The 16,318-nt window shown below is 65.6% G+C and carries 15 protein-coding genes; 8 read left to right on the forward strand and 7 right to left on the reverse strand.

Annotated features, from left to right (window positions below):
- The first annotated feature begins 1 nt into the window (after window position 1).
- A complete protein-coding gene (locus PVV74_RS20775; RefSeq protein WP_274594514.1) occupies window positions 2–868 on the forward strand; it encodes an SDR family oxidoreductase in 867 nt (288 codons plus the stop codon).
- Between the two features lie 213 nt (window positions 869–1,081).
- Here PVV74_RS20775 and PVV74_RS20780 read toward each other — a convergent pair whose 3' ends face one another.
- From PVV74_RS20780 to PVV74_RS20800, 5 genes are all read right to left on the reverse strand, one after another.
- The gene (locus tag PVV74_RS20780) at window positions 1,082–2,356 is read right to left on the reverse strand and encodes a bifunctional folylpolyglutamate synthase/dihydrofolate synthase (protein ID WP_274594515.1); all 1,275 of its coding nucleotides are present in this window, start codon (window positions 2,354–2,356) and stop codon (window positions 1,082–1,084) included.
- Window positions 2,353–3,315 carry an acetyl-CoA carboxylase, carboxyltransferase subunit beta gene (gene accD, locus PVV74_RS20785; protein ID WP_274594516.1) on the reverse strand — a complete coding sequence of 321 codons (963 nt, stop codon included), beginning with the start codon at window positions 3,313–3,315 and terminating at the stop codon, window positions 2,353–2,355. The genes PVV74_RS20780 and accD overlap by 4 nt, the downstream gene beginning before the upstream one ends.
- Window positions 3,316–3,376: 61 nt before the next feature.
- Entirely contained in the window at window positions 3,377–4,273 is an 897-nt protein-coding gene (locus PVV74_RS20790; protein ID WP_103762948.1) for a CPBP family intramembrane glutamic endopeptidase, read from the reverse strand.
- Window positions 4,274–4,399: 126 nt separating this feature from the next.
- Window positions 4,400–5,737 (reverse strand): ammonium transporter, encoded by a 1,338-nt coding sequence (locus PVV74_RS20795; RefSeq protein ID WP_103762949.1) that lies wholly within the window; start codon window positions 5,735–5,737, stop codon window positions 4,400–4,402.
- A 28-nt stretch (window positions 5,738–5,765) separates the two neighbouring features.
- On the reverse strand, window positions 5,766–6,104 hold the full coding sequence (locus PVV74_RS20800) for a P-II family nitrogen regulator (RefSeq protein WP_057790819.1): 339 nt from the start codon (window positions 6,102–6,104) through the stop codon (window positions 5,766–5,768).
- Between the two features lie 345 nt (window positions 6,105–6,449).
- On the opposite strand from PVV74_RS20800, the gene PVV74_RS20805 reads away from it, so the two are divergent.
- Window positions 6,450–8,639 carry a transglycosylase domain-containing protein gene (locus PVV74_RS20805; protein ID WP_274594517.1) on the forward strand — a complete coding sequence of 730 codons (2,190 nt, stop codon included), beginning with the start codon at window positions 6,450–6,452 and terminating at the stop codon, window positions 8,637–8,639.
- Between the two features lie 80 nt (window positions 8,640–8,719).
- On the opposite strand, the gene PVV74_RS20810 is transcribed toward PVV74_RS20805, so the two are convergent.
- A complete protein-coding gene (locus PVV74_RS20810) occupies window positions 8,720–9,322 on the reverse strand; it encodes an MlaC/ttg2D family ABC transporter substrate-binding protein (protein WP_103762951.1) in 603 nt (200 codons plus the stop codon).
- On the reverse strand, window positions 9,315–10,112 hold the full coding sequence (locus PVV74_RS20815) for an MlaA family lipoprotein (RefSeq protein ID WP_245890464.1): 798 nt from the start codon (window positions 10,110–10,112) through the stop codon (window positions 9,315–9,317). The genes PVV74_RS20810 and PVV74_RS20815 overlap by 8 nt, the downstream gene beginning before the upstream one ends.
- Before the next feature lie 167 nt (window positions 10,113–10,279).
- Here PVV74_RS20815 and PVV74_RS20820 point away from each other — a divergent pair, with 167 nt between their 5' ends.
- The 6 genes from PVV74_RS20820 (at window position 10,280) to PVV74_RS20845 (ending at window position 16,306) form a co-directional block, all read left to right on the forward strand.
- Complete coding sequence (locus tag PVV74_RS20820; RefSeq protein ID WP_274594518.1) at window positions 10,280–12,019, forward strand: type I secretion system permease/ATPase; 1,740 nt, start codon at window positions 10,280–10,282, stop codon at window positions 12,017–12,019.
- Between the two features lie 38 nt (window positions 12,020–12,057).
- Window positions 12,058–13,323, forward strand: coding sequence for an HlyD family type I secretion periplasmic adaptor subunit (locus PVV74_RS20825; protein ID WP_103763014.1), 1,266 nt, complete (start codon window positions 12,058–12,060; stop codon window positions 13,321–13,323).
- Between the two features lie 214 nt (window positions 13,324–13,537).
- A complete protein-coding gene (locus PVV74_RS20830) occupies window positions 13,538–13,999 on the forward strand; it encodes a RidA family protein (RefSeq protein WP_274594519.1) in 462 nt (153 codons plus the stop codon).
- Window positions 13,996–14,763 carry a glycerophosphodiester phosphodiesterase family protein gene (locus tag PVV74_RS20835; RefSeq protein ID WP_274594520.1) on the forward strand — a complete coding sequence of 256 codons (768 nt, stop codon included), beginning with the start codon at window positions 13,996–13,998 and terminating at the stop codon, window positions 14,761–14,763. Before PVV74_RS20830 ends, PVV74_RS20835 begins: the two co-directional genes overlap by 4 nt.
- 59 nt (window positions 14,764–14,822) lie before the next feature.
- On the forward strand, window positions 14,823–16,010 hold the full coding sequence (locus tag PVV74_RS20840) for a GNAT family N-acetyltransferase (RefSeq protein ID WP_274594521.1): 1,188 nt from the start codon (window positions 14,823–14,825) through the stop codon (window positions 16,008–16,010).
- Window positions 16,007–16,306 carry a 4a-hydroxytetrahydrobiopterin dehydratase gene (locus PVV74_RS20845; protein ID WP_103762955.1) on the forward strand — a complete coding sequence of 100 codons (300 nt, stop codon included), beginning with the start codon at window positions 16,007–16,009 and terminating at the stop codon, window positions 16,304–16,306. The genes PVV74_RS20840 and PVV74_RS20845 overlap by 4 nt, the downstream gene beginning before the upstream one ends.
- Window positions 16,307–16,318 lie beyond the last annotated feature (12 nt).

Raw genomic sequence — 16,318 nt, forward strand, 5'->3', positions numbered from 1 at the left:
CATGGGCAAGGTATTGCTGTCATTGGGTCACGGCTTTTCTTCGCGGGCGTTGGCAAGGCGGCTGGTGCCCCGGGGCTGGCGTGTGATCGGCACGACCCGGAGCGCGGAGAAGGCCGAGGCGCTGGCGGACGAGGGCGTGGAAGGCGTGGTCTGGCCCGGAAGTGACCTGTCCGGGGCGCTGGGCGAGGCGACGCATCTGCTGAGCTCGGTCAGTCCGGGGGAGGACGGCGATCCTGTGTTGAATGCGCTGGGCGAAGACATCGCGAAGGTGGCGGGACGGCTGGAGTGGGCCGGGTACTTGTCGACGACGGGGGTTTACGGCGACCACGAGGGCGATTGGGTGACCGAGGACAGCCCGCTGGAGCCGTCGACCGAGCGGGGGCACAGGCGGGTCGTGGCCGAGGCGGCCTGGGCCGGCATTCCGGACCTGCCGCTGCATATCTTCCGGCTGGCGGGCATCTACGGCCCCGGGCGCGGGCCGTTCGAGAAGGTGCGAAAGGGCACGGCGCGGCGGATCATCAAGCAAGGCCAGGTGTTCAGCCGGACCCACGTGGAGGATATCGCGCAGGTGCTGGAGGCGTCGATCAGGCGGCCCAATCCGGGTGCGGCCTACAACGTGTGTGACGATGATCCGGCGCCGCCGCAGGACGTGATCGGCTATGCGGCGGAACTGCTGGGCGTGCCGATGCCTCCGGCGGTGAATTTCGAGGACGCGGAGATGAGCCCGATGGCGCGGTCCTTCTATGCGGAATCGAAGCGGGTGGATAACAGCCGGATCAAGGAAGAATTGGGGGTCGAGTTGATTTATCCGGATTACAAGGCGGGGTTGACCGCGTTGTTGGCGGAAGAGGAGGCGCGTTCGGGGTAAGCCCCGGCGCGTGGGTTATCACCCACCCTACGAGGTCCCGGGGCAGGCCCGGGACGGGCGCGCTCTTGGCGTTATTCAGGTTGAGAATCCAGACGGTTCTGCCGAGTGCTGCCCGCCGTATTTGAGTATTTGAAGAACAGTGAAAGGCTTGGTCGCCCCCGTTTTCATCGTTCTTCAAATACTCATGCCGGCGGCACGACCACAAGCATACGATCAGCCGTTTTCGCGCAGGATGGCGCCGGCGAGGTAGAGCGAGCCGCAGATCAGGATGCGCGCCGTGGGGTCTTTCGCGGCGATGTCCTCGATGGCGGCGCGGGCGTTGGCGGCGGTGCCCGACGGCAGGCCGACATTGGCGGCGGCGGTGGCCGTGTCTTCGGCGGGCAGGGTGTTCGCCTCGCAGGGGATGGAGATGGCGGTGAGGCTTTGGGCGACGCCGGCGAGCGGCGAGAGGTAGCCCGAGATATCCTTGGTGTTGAGCATGCCGCAGACCAGGTGCGTGGGGCGGGGTGGCAACGAGGCCAGGTGCGCGGCCAGCGCGCGGCCTGCGGCGGGGTTGTGGCCGCCGTCGAGCCAGAGTTCGGCCTGCGGTGCGGCCTCGGCCAGAGGGCCGGTGGAGAGGCGCTGCATCCGGGCGGGCCAGTGGGCGTGCGTGACCGCAGCCTCGAGCGCGGCATCGCCAAGGTGCAGGTGACGCAGGGCGGCGAGGGCGGCGCCGGCGTTCTCATGCTGGTGCGCGCCGGGCAGGTTGGGCAGGGGCAGGTCACGGAGGCCGGTTTCATCCTGGTAGATGAGACGGCCACGTTCGGTGGTGACGTGCCAGTGCTGGCCGTGGGCCAGAAGGGGCGCGCCCAGACGCTGGGCGGCGGCCTCGATGGCGTCCATGCCTTCCTCGTCCTGCGGACCGACGACGCAGGTGACGCCGCGTTTGAGGATGCCGGCCTTTTCGCCGGCGATCTTGGCCAGCGTGTCGCCGAGATATTGCTCGTGGTCCATCGACACGGGCGTGATGATGGTAAGCGCCGGTTTCGCCACGACATTGGTGGCATCGAGCCGTCCGCCCAAGCCCACCTCGAGCAGGGTGTAATCTGCGGGCGTGCGCGACATGGCGAGGATCGCGGCGCAGGTGGTGATCTCGAAGTAGGTGATCGGTTCGCCGCCGTTCGCGGCGTAGCATTCATCGAGCACTTCGGTCAGGTGCGGCTCGGATATCAGCTCGCCGGCCAGCCGGATACGTTCGTGGAAGCGGGCGAGGTGGGGCGAGGTGTAGGCGTGGGCGGTTTTGCCGGCGCCCTCGATCCCGGCGCGGATCATGGCCAGCGTCGAGCCCTTGCCGTTGGTGCCGGCGATGTGGATTACCGGGGGCAGATCGTTCTGCGGGTTGCCGAGCGCCTCCAGCAGGCGCCAGACGCGGTCGAGCGTGAGGTCGATGATCTTGGGGTGCAGCGCCATCATCCGGTCGAGGATGACGTCCGATGTGGGGGCGGTCATTTGTCGGCTTCGTCCGCGGTCTGTTCCTCGGCGGTGTCGGGCTGCGCCGCGTCCTGAGGCTCTTCCTCGGCGGGGAGTTCGGGGGCGGGGAGGTCGGCGGTGACGGCGGGCGGCAGGTTCAGGAGCATGCGCAGGATGGTGATGAGTTCGGTGCGCATTTCGCCGCGCGGAGTCACGCGGTCGAGCATGCCGTGATCCAGCAGATACTCGGCGCGCTGGAAGCCCTCGGGCAGTTTTTCGCGGATGGTCTGTTCGATGACGCGGGGGCCGGCGAAGCAGATGAGCGCGTTGGGTTCGGCGATATGCACGTCGCCCAGCATGGCGTAGGACGCGGTGACGCCGCCCGTGGTGGGGTGGGTCAGCACGACGATGTAGGGCAGGCCTGCCTCTTTGAGCATCTGCACGGCGACGGTGGTGCGGGGCATCTGCATGAGCGACAGGATGCCTTCCTGCATGCGCGCGCCGCCCGCGGCGGAGAAGAGCACGAGGGGGCGGTTGAGCTTCACTGCCTCTTCGGCGGCGGCGATGATGGCGTTGCCGACATACATGCCCATGGACCCGGCCATGAAGGAAAAATCCTGCGCCGCCGCGACGATGGGGGTGCGGCCGATTTCGCCAGAAGCCACCAGCATCGCCTCGGTCTCTCCGGTCGCCTTTTGCGCGGCGCGCATCCGGTCGGGATATTTCTTTTGATCGCGGAATTGCAGCGGGTCGGCGGTGGGCTGGGGCACGGACACTTGTGTAAAGGTGCCGCCGTCGAAAAGGGCTGTGAACCGATCGCGCGGGGTGATCGGCATGTGATGGCCGCAGGAGGTGCAGACGTTGAGGTTTTCGCGCAATTCGCGGTGGAACAGCATGGTTCCGCACTCGTCGCACTTGGTCCACAGGTTCTCGGGGATCTCGCGGCGCGAGAAGATCGAATTGATGCGCGGACGCACGTAATTGGTGATCCAGTTCATCTGTGGCCCAGTTCCCGTTGCAAATCGCCCTTGAGATAAGCCGTGCGCGTGAGAAATGCAATCAGACGCGCAGGGCGAGTCGCGCGGTGAGCCAGCTGACCAGCAAGAGCATCAGGTCGAGCGGCGCCCAGAGCCAGAGTGCATCTCTGTCGTCCAGGGTGAAGGGGTAGGTGTAGAGGGCCAGGCCGTCGAAACTGCCCGCTGGTGCGGCGACGAGGATGGCGAAGAAATTGTTGACGAAATGCAGGCCGAGGGCGGCGCCGATGGTGCCGGTGCGGGCCGTGAGGTCGGCGGCGGCGATGCCGAAGAGCGTGGCCCAGCCGACAATCAGCCAGTTGGCGTCGCCGTTGATCACGGGATCGTAATGCAGAAGGCCGAAGAGCAGGGAGGGGACGATGATCCAGATTCGGGGATTGGCGAAGCGGGCGGCGAGCTGGCTTTGCAGGTAGCCGCGAAAGACCAGTTCCTCGGCCCCGGTCTGGATCAGAAGGGCGGGCAGGGCGAGCGGCAGGAAGGTCAGCCAGCGGGTGGTGTCGATATTCGCCTCGGGCGTGAGGCCGGGCGTGGCGGGCAGCAGGATCGAAAGGGCGAGGTGCAGCCCGACCATGTAGAGACAGACGCGGGCGAAATGGAGCCGTGCAAGGCGCAGGTCACCGACGAAGCTGGGCAGGGCGCGGCCATGGATGGCGCGGCCCGTCATGGCCAGCGCGACGATGATGAAGCCGAAGAGGTAGAGGTTCGCCAGCACGCCGGCCGGGGTTTCGCCGGTTTCCAGGTCGCCGAGCGTGCTGTCCCACGAGGTCGCCGGCGCCACGATGTTCAGCAGCGCCGAGGCGGCGAAGATCAGCGACAGGAACAGCGCCGCCAGCATGATGGCGCCCAGCACAAGGCGCACGAGCGAGGCGGTGGGGCGAGCCGGATGAACAAGGGCTTCGTGCGGTCGGTAGGCGTCGGACATGGAACCAGAGCTAGGGCGCGGGGGCATGGACCGCAATGGCGTTTGCCCCGGAGCGGCCAACAAAAAACCCGGGCGCGAACGCCCGGGCCAGTATCAAGGGTCGGGAGGACCCATTCTTATTTGGTCTCAGCCTTTCGAGAACTCGGGGTAGGCTTCCATCCCCAGTTCCGACATGTCGAGACCTGCGATCTCTTCCTCTTCGCCGACGCGGATGCCCATGACGGCCTTGAGGATGAACCAGACGATCAGGCTGGCCACGAAGGTGAACACACCGTAGGCCACGATGCCGGTCAGCTGGGTGATCAGGTTGGCGTCGCCATTGTAGAAGATCACGGCGATGGTGCCCCAGATACCGGCGAAGAGGTGCACCGGAACGGCGCCGACCACGTCGTCGATTTTCAGCTTGTCGAGCATCGGGACGGTCAGGACCACGATCACGCCACCCACGGCACCGATCCAGAGCGCACCGAAGAGCGTGGGCGCGAGGGGTTCGGCGGTGATCGAAACGAGGCCCGCGAGGGCGCCGTTGAGCACCATGGTGAGGTCCGGTTTCTTGTACATCACCTGGGTCAGGATCAGCGCGGTCACGGCACCGGCCGCGGCAGCCATGTTAGTGTTGGCGAAGATGCGGCTTACGTCGGAGACGTCACCCACGGTGCCCATGGCAAGCTGCGAGCCGCCGTTGAAGCCGAACCAGCCGAGCCACAGGATGAACGTACCCAGTGTGGCGAGCGCCAGGTTGGAACCGGGCATCGGGTGCACCTTGCCGTCCTTGCCGTACTTGCCCAGACGCGGGCCCAGCACGATGGCACCGGCCAGGGCAGCCCAGCCGCCCACGGAGTGCACGACGGTCGAACCGGCGAAGTCGGAGAAGCCGGCTTCGGACAGCCAGCCGCCGCCCCACTGCCAGGAGCCCGAGATCGGGTACATGATGCCGGTCAGGATGACGACGAAGATCAGGAACGGCCACAGCTTGATCCGCTCGGCCAGCGCGCCCGACACGATCGAGGCGGTGGCGGCGACGAAGACCAACTGGAAGAAGAAGTCCGAACCGACGGATGCATAGTCGAGCGCCGCATCGGCCGCGGCCACGCCCACAGGATCGAGCACGGTCTGCCCGCCGATGGCGAAGTAGCCGTTGAAGTCGCCCGGGTACATCGTGTTGAAGCCGATGAGCCAGTACATGATCGCGGCAATCGAGAAGAGTGCGATGTTCTTGGTCATCTGCATGGTGACGTTCTTGGAACGCACCAGCCCGCCCTCGAGCATGGCGAAGCCTGCGGCCATGAAGAACACCAGGAAGCCCGCCATGCAGAACAGCAGGGTGGTCATGATGTAGGGGCCGATCTCGTCGAAGCCCGGAGCGGCGGCCTCTGCGGCGGCGGCCTCGTCCTGAGCGAAGCCGAGTTGGGGCAGGACCGCGATTGCGGTTGCGGCGAGCCCCAGATGAATAAAGCGTTTCATAGTGATGTTATCCCTTCTTTCGCGCGGTTTAAAGCGCGTCATCGTTGGTTTCGCCGGTGCGCACGCGCATGGCCTGCCCGATATCGAGCACGAAGATCTTGCCGTCGCCGATCTTGCCGGTCCGCGCGGTCGTCGCGATGGTCTCGACCACCTGGTCGACCATGCCGGCGGCAACGGCGATCTCGAGCTTGATCTTGGGTACGAAGTTCACGGCGTATTCCGCGCCGCGGTAGATCTCGGTGTGACCGGACTGAGAGCCGAAGCCCTTGATCTCGGTCACCATCATGCCGCGCACGCCGATCCCTGTCAGCGCTTCGCGCACATCTTCAAGCTTGAACGGCTTGATGGTTGCAATGATGAGTTTCACAGATGTCCCTTTCGGTTGCTTGGGCGAGGTTGATTTCGCTGTTGCAGAAAGTGACGGAGATGAGGCGGGCGGGAAGGGTGAGCGCCGGGGAAGTGGGCAGAAATCACCAAGAAATGCACAATTTATGCGCAAATCATCTTAAATGACCAATTAATGTGCAGATAAGAATCGCTGCGACGTGCAAACGTCTACGTCGTATTACGTATACGACCGGGGGAACCGACCGTGCCAAAACGCGCGGGCGCCACGGCGGCGTTTGGTAAAATCGAAACGCTTTTGGGGGTCTACTTTCGGATTGAGGACCTGTAGACTGCCGCAAAACCAGAGGTCCGGGCAGGTTAGGGCATGGGAAACCAGGGGCGAAAAGCGCCGCGACTCGTTGCAGACAGGCGATACGGCAAATCCGCGAAGACACCGGCAAAGAGCCGGACCAAGCCGGCTGCGCGCAAGCCTGCGAAAACCGCGCGCCCTCGGCGCAGGGGCGGTGGCGGCCGTTCGGGCGGCGGGCGCGGCCCGGTGGCGTGGATCAAGCGCCTGTTCCGCTGGATATTGCGGCTGTTCTGGATCGTAACATGGCGCGTGACCGCGGTGGTGGTGCTGGTGACGGCCCTGGCTGTGGCCTATGTCTATGCCGGGTTGCCGGATGTGCGCGCACTACTGGACGGCCGGGCGCGGGGATCGGTCACCATGCTGGACCGCGAGGGCGACGTGTTCGCCTGGCGCGGTGACCAGTTCGGCGGGGTGGTGACGGCCGATACCGTCAGCCCCGACTTGCGCAACGCGGTGCTGGCCACCGAGGACAAGCGGTTCTACCAACACTTCGGCCTGAGCCCGCGCGGCATCGCCAGCGCCGTCCGCATCAATCTGAGCGAGGGGCGTGGGCCGCTGAGCGGGCACGGTGGGTCGACCATCACCCAGCAGACCGCGAAATTGCTGTGTCTTGGCGTGGAATACGACGAGACGGAGTGGGAGAGCGAGGCGGAGTACGTTCAGGATTGCCGCCGCGGATCGCTGAGCCGGAAGGCCAAAGAAGCGATCTATGCGATGGCGATGGAGGCGAAGTATTCCAAGAACGAGATCCTGTCGATCTATCTCAACCGGGCCTATTTCGGCGGCGGCGCCTTTGGCGTGGAGGCCGCGGCGCAACGGTATTTCGGGGTGAGCGCGCGCAAGGTGAACGCGGCGCAGTCGGCCATGCTGGCGGGCCTGCTGACCGCGCCGACGCGGCTGGCGCCGACGACCAACCTGGAACGGTCACAGGCAAGGGCGGCGACGGTGCTGCGGCTGATGAACGAGCAGGGCTACCTGACCGATGCCGAGACGCAGGCCGCGCAGGACAACCCCGCGACGCTGTCGGAGGCCGCCGAGGCGCAGGCCGGAGGCTATTTCGCCGATTGGGTGATGGACAGCGGGCCGGAGCTTTTCACCCGCGACACGACAGAGGACGTCATAATCCGAACGACGCTGGACCAGCGGATGCAACGCGCCGCCGAGGAGGCGCTTGACTGGGTGTTCGAGAACAAGGTCAGTGAAGGATCCGAGGCGCAGGCCGCGATCGTGGTGATGAGCGCGGATGGCGCGGTGCGTGCGATGGTGGGCGGGCGCAAGACCAAGGTGACCGGCGCGTTCAACCGGGCCACGATGGCCAAGCGGCAGACCGGCTCGGCCTTCAAGCCGTTCGTCTATGCCACGGCGCTGGAACTGGGCTATGAACCGACGTCGATCGTCGTGGATGAACCGTATTGCCGCAATATTGCCGGGTCCGGCCAATGGTGCCCCGAAAACTATGACAAGAAATTCCATGGCCGCGTGCCGCTGATCCGGGCGCTGGCGCGGTCCTACAACATCCCTGCGGTGAAGGTGGCCGAAAGCGTGGGCCTGGACCTGGTGCGCCAGGTTGCCAGCGACTTCGGCATCGACAACGAACTGGCCGACGGTCCCGCGCTGGCGCTGGGCGCATCGGAAAGCACGCTGCTGGAAATGACGGGGGCCTATGCGGGTATCCTGAACGGTGGTTCGTCGGTGACGCCTTATGGGCTGGTTGAATTGAAGCTCCTGGGGGACGACGACCCGCTGATGCGCAAGGGGGGCGGCATTGGTGAACGCGTGATCCAGCAGGAGGCCGCGCAGAAGCTGATGGGTATGATGTACGAGGTGGTGCAGTCGGGCACTGGCGGGCGCGCCAAGCTGCCCGACCGGCAGGCCGCCGGCAAGACCGGCACGACGCAGGCGGCACGCGACGCGTGGTTCCTGGGCTTTACCGCCGATTACGTGACCGGGGTGTGGATGGGGTATGACGACAACACCCCGCTCAAGGGTGTGACCGGCGGCGGGCTTCCGGCGGACATCTGGCGCGAGACGATGGTGCGGGTGAACGAGGGTGTGCCGGTCAGCGACCTGCCGATGATCCGGGTCGAACCGCAGCCGCAGATACAACAACAGCCGCGCACGCAGCAGCGCCAGGACCGGGACCGGGGCAACACGATCAACCGGATGCTGGAAGAGCTGCTGGGGCCGGCACATGGCGGGCAATAGTACGGCAAAAACCGGCGACCCCCGCGCTATCGCCGGAGCTTGTGCGGCGGCGGGGCGAGGCGGCCGGACCTGTTTCGGGATCAGCCCGCGCGTTGCACGTCGGCGATCAGGGCGTCGATATTGCCGCCGTTGCGATCGAGCATCGCGCCGATCTCGGTGCGTTCGCTGAGCCGCAGGCTGACGCCCTCGATCACCATGTCGAAAAAGAGGTCGCGGCCCGAGCGGTCGGAGACCAGGAAAAGCACGGTGAAGGGCGACTTGCCGCGCAGCTTTACGGTCGAGCGGACCTCGTGCCAGGACTTGACCTGGCGCACGCCGGTCACGGTGATCTGGCCGCCGATGAACTCGCGGAACCGCTTGCCGTACTTGCGGGCGATATAGCCCTGGAAGGCGGCGGTGAAAGCCCGCATCTGGCCCGAGGAGGCGCGGCGCGAATCGGCGCCCAGCGTGGAGCGGGCAATGATGTTCACGTCGGCATAACGGGCGAAGATGCGTTCGAAATCGCGGATCATCGCGCCGGTCGACTTGCCCGAGGCGATCACGCGGTTGATATCGGCCACGACCTGGTCGATGAGGCCGCGGGCGCGCGCCTCTGTCAGGGCGAAGGCGGGGGTTGCGGCAGCGGGCAGCAGCGTGGCGGCCGCGCCGGCGCCGATCAGGAAACGTCTGGAAATGTCATTCATCGTAGGGGTCCTCCAGCGGCGTGCCGGGTTCGGCATCATAAGGATCTTCGAACGCCCCGCCCGAGCCACCGCCGAGCTTGAAGCGCCTGTTCTGAATATAGAGCGACCGCGCCTGTGCGTAACTGTCGGCGCTGTCGTAAAGGATGGAATCTATGGTGTCGGCATAACGCCCGCGGTCCGACAGGCCCGTGACGCCAGTGGCGATGGTGCCATAGTAGTTCTCGGGCTCGTCGAGCACGTACGTCAGCGGGTTGGTGAAAAGATCGACGATCTTGCCCGCCGCCGCGCGCTCGGTCGAGGGGCCGAGCAGGGGCAGTTCGACATACGCCCCTTCGCGCACGCCCCAGACATGCAGTGTCTGGCCGAAATCGGCGTCGGTGGCCTGGGGCATGTTGAGTTCGGACGCGGTGTCGAACAGGCCGCCCAGCCCGATCGTGGTGTTCACGAGGAAGCGGTAGGTGTCCTCGGTCGCGCCTTTCATGTTGCCTTGCAGGATGTTGTTCACCACGGCGCCCGGGATCGACAGGTTGAAGGCGAAACGGCCGACCATGTTCTCGACATCGTCGGGAATGAAGCCGGAATAGCCCTTGCCTGCGGGCCCCACCAGGTTTTTGTCCAGCGCCCGGTTGAAGGCGTGGGTGCGGCGGTTCTCTTCCTCGTAGGGATCGAAAGGCTCGGAGGCCGGGTAACCCGCGGGGCGCGGCGTGCAGCCCGCCGCGGCGAGGGCCACGACAAGCGCAAGGCCGGTCGCGAACAGCGTTGGTCGTCGTATGGAGATGAAATTTGGCAACGGTCAGGCTTTGGTTAAGGTATTGCGGTCATAAATAATCGATTGGCTGAATTTATCCAGATGCGGCGACTTGACGAAGGTGTCCTGTAGCAGAACGGTGTCTATGGTAGTAAGTCGGAACGGGGTATCGTTCAAGCGACGATCTGGCGGGACGCGGAAGAGACGGCATGCAACTTAGCAAGGCAAGACTTGATGCAGGCCGAGAGGAACTTCGCGCCGCCCGTCGCGAGAGCCGGGGACTTTACTGGTTCGTGGGGATCTTCAGCTTCTTCGTGAACATGCTGATGCTGACCGGCCCGATCTACATGTTGCAGGTCTATGACAGGGTGCTGGGCAGCCGATCGGTCGAGACGCTGATCGCGCTGAGCGTGCTGGTGGTGTTCCTGTACGGGATGATGGGCGTGCTGGACTATGCCCGCGGGCGGATCATGGGCCGGGTCGCGGCGCGTTTCCAGGCCCGGCTGGATCGCCGGGTGTTCGACGCGGTGATCCGCAAGGCGGCGGTGGCGCCGGACGAGCATACGCAAACCGGGTTGCGCGACCTGGAGGCGGTGCAGCGGCTGATGGCCTCGCCGGTGCTGATGGCCATCTTCGACTTGCCCTGGACGCCGGTTTTCCTGGCCGGGATATGGTTGTTTCACCCGTGGCTGGGGGCGCTGGCGCTGATCGGCGGGGGGATCATCATCCTGATCACCGTGGTCAACCAGGCGGTCACCCGCCAGCCGGCAATGAAATCGGCGCGGGCCACGGGTGCGGCGGAAATGCTGTCGAACCAGATCCGCAACGAATCGGAAATGGTGCAGGCGATGGGGATGCGCGATCAGGCGTTCTCGCGCTGGCAGACCGCGCGGGACGAGTCGCTGAGATCCCAGATCGCGTCATCGGATCTTGTGGGTACGTTCACCACGACGACGAAGACCTTCCGGCTGTTCCTGCAATCGGCGATGCTGGGCCTGGGGGCCTATCTTGTCTTGCAGAACGAGCTTACGCCGGGCGCGATGATCGCGGGCTCGATCCTGATGGGCCGGGCGCTGGCACCGGTTGAACTGGCCGTCGGACAATGGGCGCTGGTGCAACGGGCCATGCAGGGCTGGCATTCACTGACCGAACTGCTGGCGCTGGTGCCGCCCGAGCAGCCGCGCACGCCGCTGCCCAAGCCCAAGGCGCTGTTGCAGGTGCAACAGGTCACCGTGGTGCCGCCGGGCGACCAGCAGGCGGCGCTGAAGACGATCAGTTTCACTGTGCAACCGGGCCAGGCGGTGGGCGTGATCGGTCCCTCGGGTGCCGGCAAGTCGACGCTGGCGCGGGCGCTGACCGGCCTGTGGCGGCCTGCGGGCGGGCGAATCCGGCTGGATGGCGCGTCGCTTGATCAGTTCGAACCGCGCGTGCTGGGCAGGCATATCGGATACCTGCCGCAGCGGGTGCAGTTGTTCGAGGGGACCATCGCCGAGAACATCTCGCGCCTGGCCGAGGAGCCCGACGCCGCCAAGATCGTGGAGGCGGCGAAGAAGGCCGATGCGCACGATATGATCCTGAAGCTGCCCGACGGCTATGACACGCGTATCACCGCCGGGGGCGGGCGCCTGTCAGGCGGGCAGATGCAGCGGATCGGGCTGGCGCGGGCGATGTATGGCGACCCTGTGCTGGTGGTGCTGGACGAGCCCAACTCGAACCTCGACAACGAGGGCAGCGAGGCGGTGAACCACGCGATCCGGGAGTTCAAGGCCGAAGGCAAATCGGTGCTGATCATGGCGCACCGGCCCGCGGCGATCCGGGAATGCGACCAGTTGCTGATGCTTGAAAGCGGCATGGTGCGGGCCTTCGGGCCCAAGGACGAGGTGCTGAAGGACGTGGTCAAAAACGCCGGGGAAATCAGCGCCAGCGGCCAGCAGGGAGGGGTGCAGTGAGCGACGAAAAGCGCAGCGCCTGGTCGGTCCGGACGCCGATGATCGTGGGGGTGACCGGGCTGATTATCCTGGTGGGAGGTTTCGGGACCTGGGCCGCGATGACCGAGATATCGGGTGCGGTGATTGCCAGTGGGCAGATCGAGGTCGACCAGAACCGTCAGGTGGTCCAGCATCCCGATGGCGGCGTGGTGGCGTCGATCGAGGTCGATGAGGGCGACACGGTGGACGCGGGGCAGGTGCTGTTGCGGCTGGATGCGACCGCCTTGCGCTCGCAGCTGGCGATCACCGAGAACCAGCTGTTCGAGTTGCAGGCGCGGCGCGGACGGCTGGAGGCCGAGCGGGACGAGCGGGACGAGATCACCTTTCCCGACCTGGTGCGCGACGTGGCGGCGCGCAACACGGAGGTGGCCGAGTTGCTGGACGGGCAGCGGCGGCTTCTGACGGCGCGCAACGAGACCGTGGCGAGCGAGATTTCCCAGCTGGAGAAACGGCGGGGGCAGATCGGCAACCAGATCGAGGGGATCGAGGCGCAACAGGCGGCGATGGACGAGCAGCTGGCGCTGATCGAGGAGGAACTGGCCGACCAGCAATCTTTGTTGGACCGGGGGCTGGCCCAGGCCTCGCGGGTGCTGGCGCTGCAACGGGAGCAGTCGCGGATGCTGGGTCAGCTGGGCGAGCTCGCTGCGCAGGTGGCACAATCCGAAGGGCGGATCACCGAGATTGACATCGAGGTACTGAAGTTGGGCACGCGGCGGCGCGAGGAGGCGATCACCACCTTGCGCGACTTGCAGTTCCGCGAGCTGGAACTGCTGGAGGAGCGGCGTGCGCTGATCGAGCGGACGAGCCGGCTGGACATCACCGCGCCGGTGAGCGGCGTGGTTTACGGGCTTCAGGTCTTTGCGCTGCGCTCGGTTATCCGGCCGGCCGATCCGATCCTTTACGTCGTGCCACAGGACCGTCCGCTGATCATCAATGCGCAGGTCGAGCCCACGGATATCGACAAGCTGTTCGTGGGACAGGAAGTGACGCTGCGGTTTTCGGCGCTGGACCAGCGGACGACGCCGGAGCTGATCGGGCAGGTGATGCAGATCTCGGCCGATTCGTTCCAGGACGACAACACGCGACAGAGCTATTACCGGGCCGAGATTGCGCTGAGCGAAGGTCAGCGGGAGCGGCTGCCGGAGGATGTGACGCTGATCCCCGGCATGCCGGTGGAGACCTTCATCCGCACCGCCGACCGCACGCCGCTGGCCTATCTGACGAAACCGCTGACGGATTACTTCGCCAAGGCGTTTCGCGAATAGGCGGAGCGCCTTCGGCGCGCAGGGTGTCTCGGCGTCCCTTCGGGACGTCTCGGGGGGCGTGGCGGGCGTGACGCGGATCCCGGGGGCGGGCCACGTGGCGGGCGACGGGGCCGTGAGTATTTTTTGCAAGAAAAAGCCCGCGCCGGTTTTTGCGGTTGCATCGGTGCGCCGAGCGTCTAGCGTTCGCGGCAACGCAACCGAGGAGGTCGAGATCATGGGAAAATTCGAGGACAAGCTGGCTGAGATGGGCGTGACCCTGCCCGAGGCGGCGGCACCGGCGGCGAATTACGTGCCGTACGTGCAGGTGGGCGACATGCTGTACGTTTCGGGGCAGCTGCCGAAGCTGGGCGACGAGATGATGATCGGCAAGCTGGGCGACGACATGGACGTGCCCGCAGGCGCGGAGGCGGCGAAGGCCTGTGCGATCAACCTTTTGGCGCAGGTCAAGGCGGCGTGCGGCGGCGACCTGGACCGCCTGAAGCGGGTGGTGAAGCTGGGCGGGTTCGTGAACTCAACGCCGGATTTCACGCAGCAACCGCAGGTGATCAACGGCGCATCGGATTTCATCGGCGAGGCGCTGGGCGAGGCGGGCAAGCACGCGCGGGCCGCGGTATCGTCGCCGGCCCTGCCCTTTGGCGTGGCGGTCGAGATCGAAGGCGTGTTCCAGGTCGGATGAGCCGGCTGGACCCGTCCTTTCTGTGCGCGCCGCTGGCGCATCGGGCGCTGCATGATGTCGCGGATGGCCGGCCGGAGAATTCGCGCGCGGCGATCGCCGCGGCGATACGTCATGGTTATGGCATCGAGATCGATCTGCAATTGAGCCGCGACGGTGCGGCCATGGTGTTTCACGACTATGACCTCAAGCGTCTGACCGGGCAGGCCGGGCTGGTGCAGCAGCGGGACGCGGCGGAACTGGGCCGAATCTCGCTGCTTGGCGGGGATGAGGAAATACCGGCGCTGCCGGAGGTGCTGGACCTGGTGGCGGGGCGCGTGCCGCTGCTGATCGAGTTGAAGGACCAGCAGGGGCAGATGGGCCAGACCGACGGGCGGCTGGAGGCCGCGACGGCAGTGGCGCTGCGAGGCTATGCCGGGCCGGTGGCGGTGATGTCGTTCAACCCCGAGATGATGGTGGCGATGCGCGACCTTGCGCCCGACGTGGTGCGCGGCATCGTGAGTTGCGATTATGCTGCCAAAGACTGGCCCCTGTTGCGTGCCGACGTGCGGGAACGGTTGCGCGATATCCCGGATCATGATCGCGCGGGAGCGTGTTTTGTCAGCCACCAGGCGCAGGACCTGGACCGTGCAAGGGTGGCCGAATTGCAGGGCGCGGGCGCGGATGTGCTGTGCTGGACGATCCGGTCGCCGGAAGAAGAGGCAGACGCACGGCGCGTGGCGCAGAACATCACCTTCGAGGGATATCTTCCGGCAATTCCCGCTTGAACCGGAGCGGGTCGGCCACAAATTGAAGGTATGATTTCCAAAAGCGATGAGCGGCCCTGATGGATGGCGGATCTGTCCTTGTGAGCGTCTATGAAAGCCTGGGCGACGTGGCGCCGGCGGAGTGGGATGCGTGCGCCTGCCCCGAGGCTGGGGACGGCGGCCGGGCGGAGGACCCGTTCACCACCTACCGGTTCCTGAAGGCACTTGAGGACAGCGGTTCGGTCGGGGCCGGCACTGGGTGGCAGCCGCATTACATGGTGGCGGAGATGGACGAACAGGTGATCGCCTGTGCGCCGCTTTACGTGAAAAACCACAGCCAGGGCGAGTATATCTTTGACCACAACTGGGGCCATGCCTATGAACGCGCGGGCGGGCGATATTACCCCAAGCTGCAGATGGCGGTGCCGTTCACGCCGGTGACGGGGCGGCGGATGCTGACCCGGCCGGGATACGGGCAGCCGGGGCGCGATGCGCTGATGCAGGCCGCGGTTAGCATCGGGGACCGCAACGAGCTGTCGTCGCTGCATGTCACCTTTTGCACCGAGTTCGAGCGGGAGGTGGGCACGCAGATGGGCCTGTTGCCGCGGATCACGCAGCAGTTTCACTGGCTGAACCGGGGCTACGAGAGCTTCGACGATTTCCTGGGCAGCCTGAGTTCGCGCAAGCGCAAGAACATCCGCAAGGAGCGGGCGCAGGCGCAGGGCTTTGGCGGCGAGATCGTGCAATTGACCGGCGACTCGATCAAGCCCGAGCACTGGGAGGCGTTCTGGGAGTTCTACCAGGATACCGGGGCGCGGAAGTGGGGAATGCCGTATCTGACGCGCAAGTTCTTTGACATCGCGCAGGAGCGGCTGAGGGACGATATCCTGCTGGTTTTGGCGCTGGAGGACGGCGTGCCCGTGGCTGGCGCGCTGAACATGATCGGGCGCGACGCGCTTTATGGCCGGTACTGGGGCTGTGCGGCGCATCACCCGGCGATGCATTTCGAGTTGTGTTACTATCAGGCGATTGATTATGCCATCGAACACGGGCTGTCCCGTGTCGAGGCCGGCGCGCAGGGCGAACACAAGCTGGCCCGCGGATACCTGCCGGTCGAGACCCATTCGCTGCACTGGTTTCGTGACCCGCCTTTTTCCGATGCCGTGGCGCGTTACCTAGAGGCCGAGCGGGAGGCCGTGGCGGATGACATCGAGATCCTGACGAGTTTCGGCCCGTTCAGGAAAGCAAATGTGGAGGAGCAGGAATGAGCGAACGCTTAAGCGATACGGCGCGAAAAACGACGCTGGAGCCGCTGTTGGAGAGCGGCTGGGAAATGGTTGAAGGGCGCGATGCGATCCACAAGACCTATGAGTTCGAGAATTTCGTGGAGGCGTTCGGGTTCATGACCCGCTGCGCGATCTGGGCCGAGAAGTGGGATCACCATCCCGAGTGGTCGAACGTCTACAAGACGGTCGAGGTGACGCTGACCAGCCACGATGTCGATGGGCTGAGTTCGCGTGACACCAAGCTGGCCCGCAAGATGGACAAGCTGGCCGACGCCTGAGCCGGTCAGCGG

Origin of the sequence: Roseovarius sp. SK2, assembly GCF_028807495.1 — a bacterium.
Taxonomy (GTDB): domain Bacteria; phylum Pseudomonadota; class Alphaproteobacteria; order Rhodobacterales; family Rhodobacteraceae; genus Roseovarius; species Roseovarius confluentis.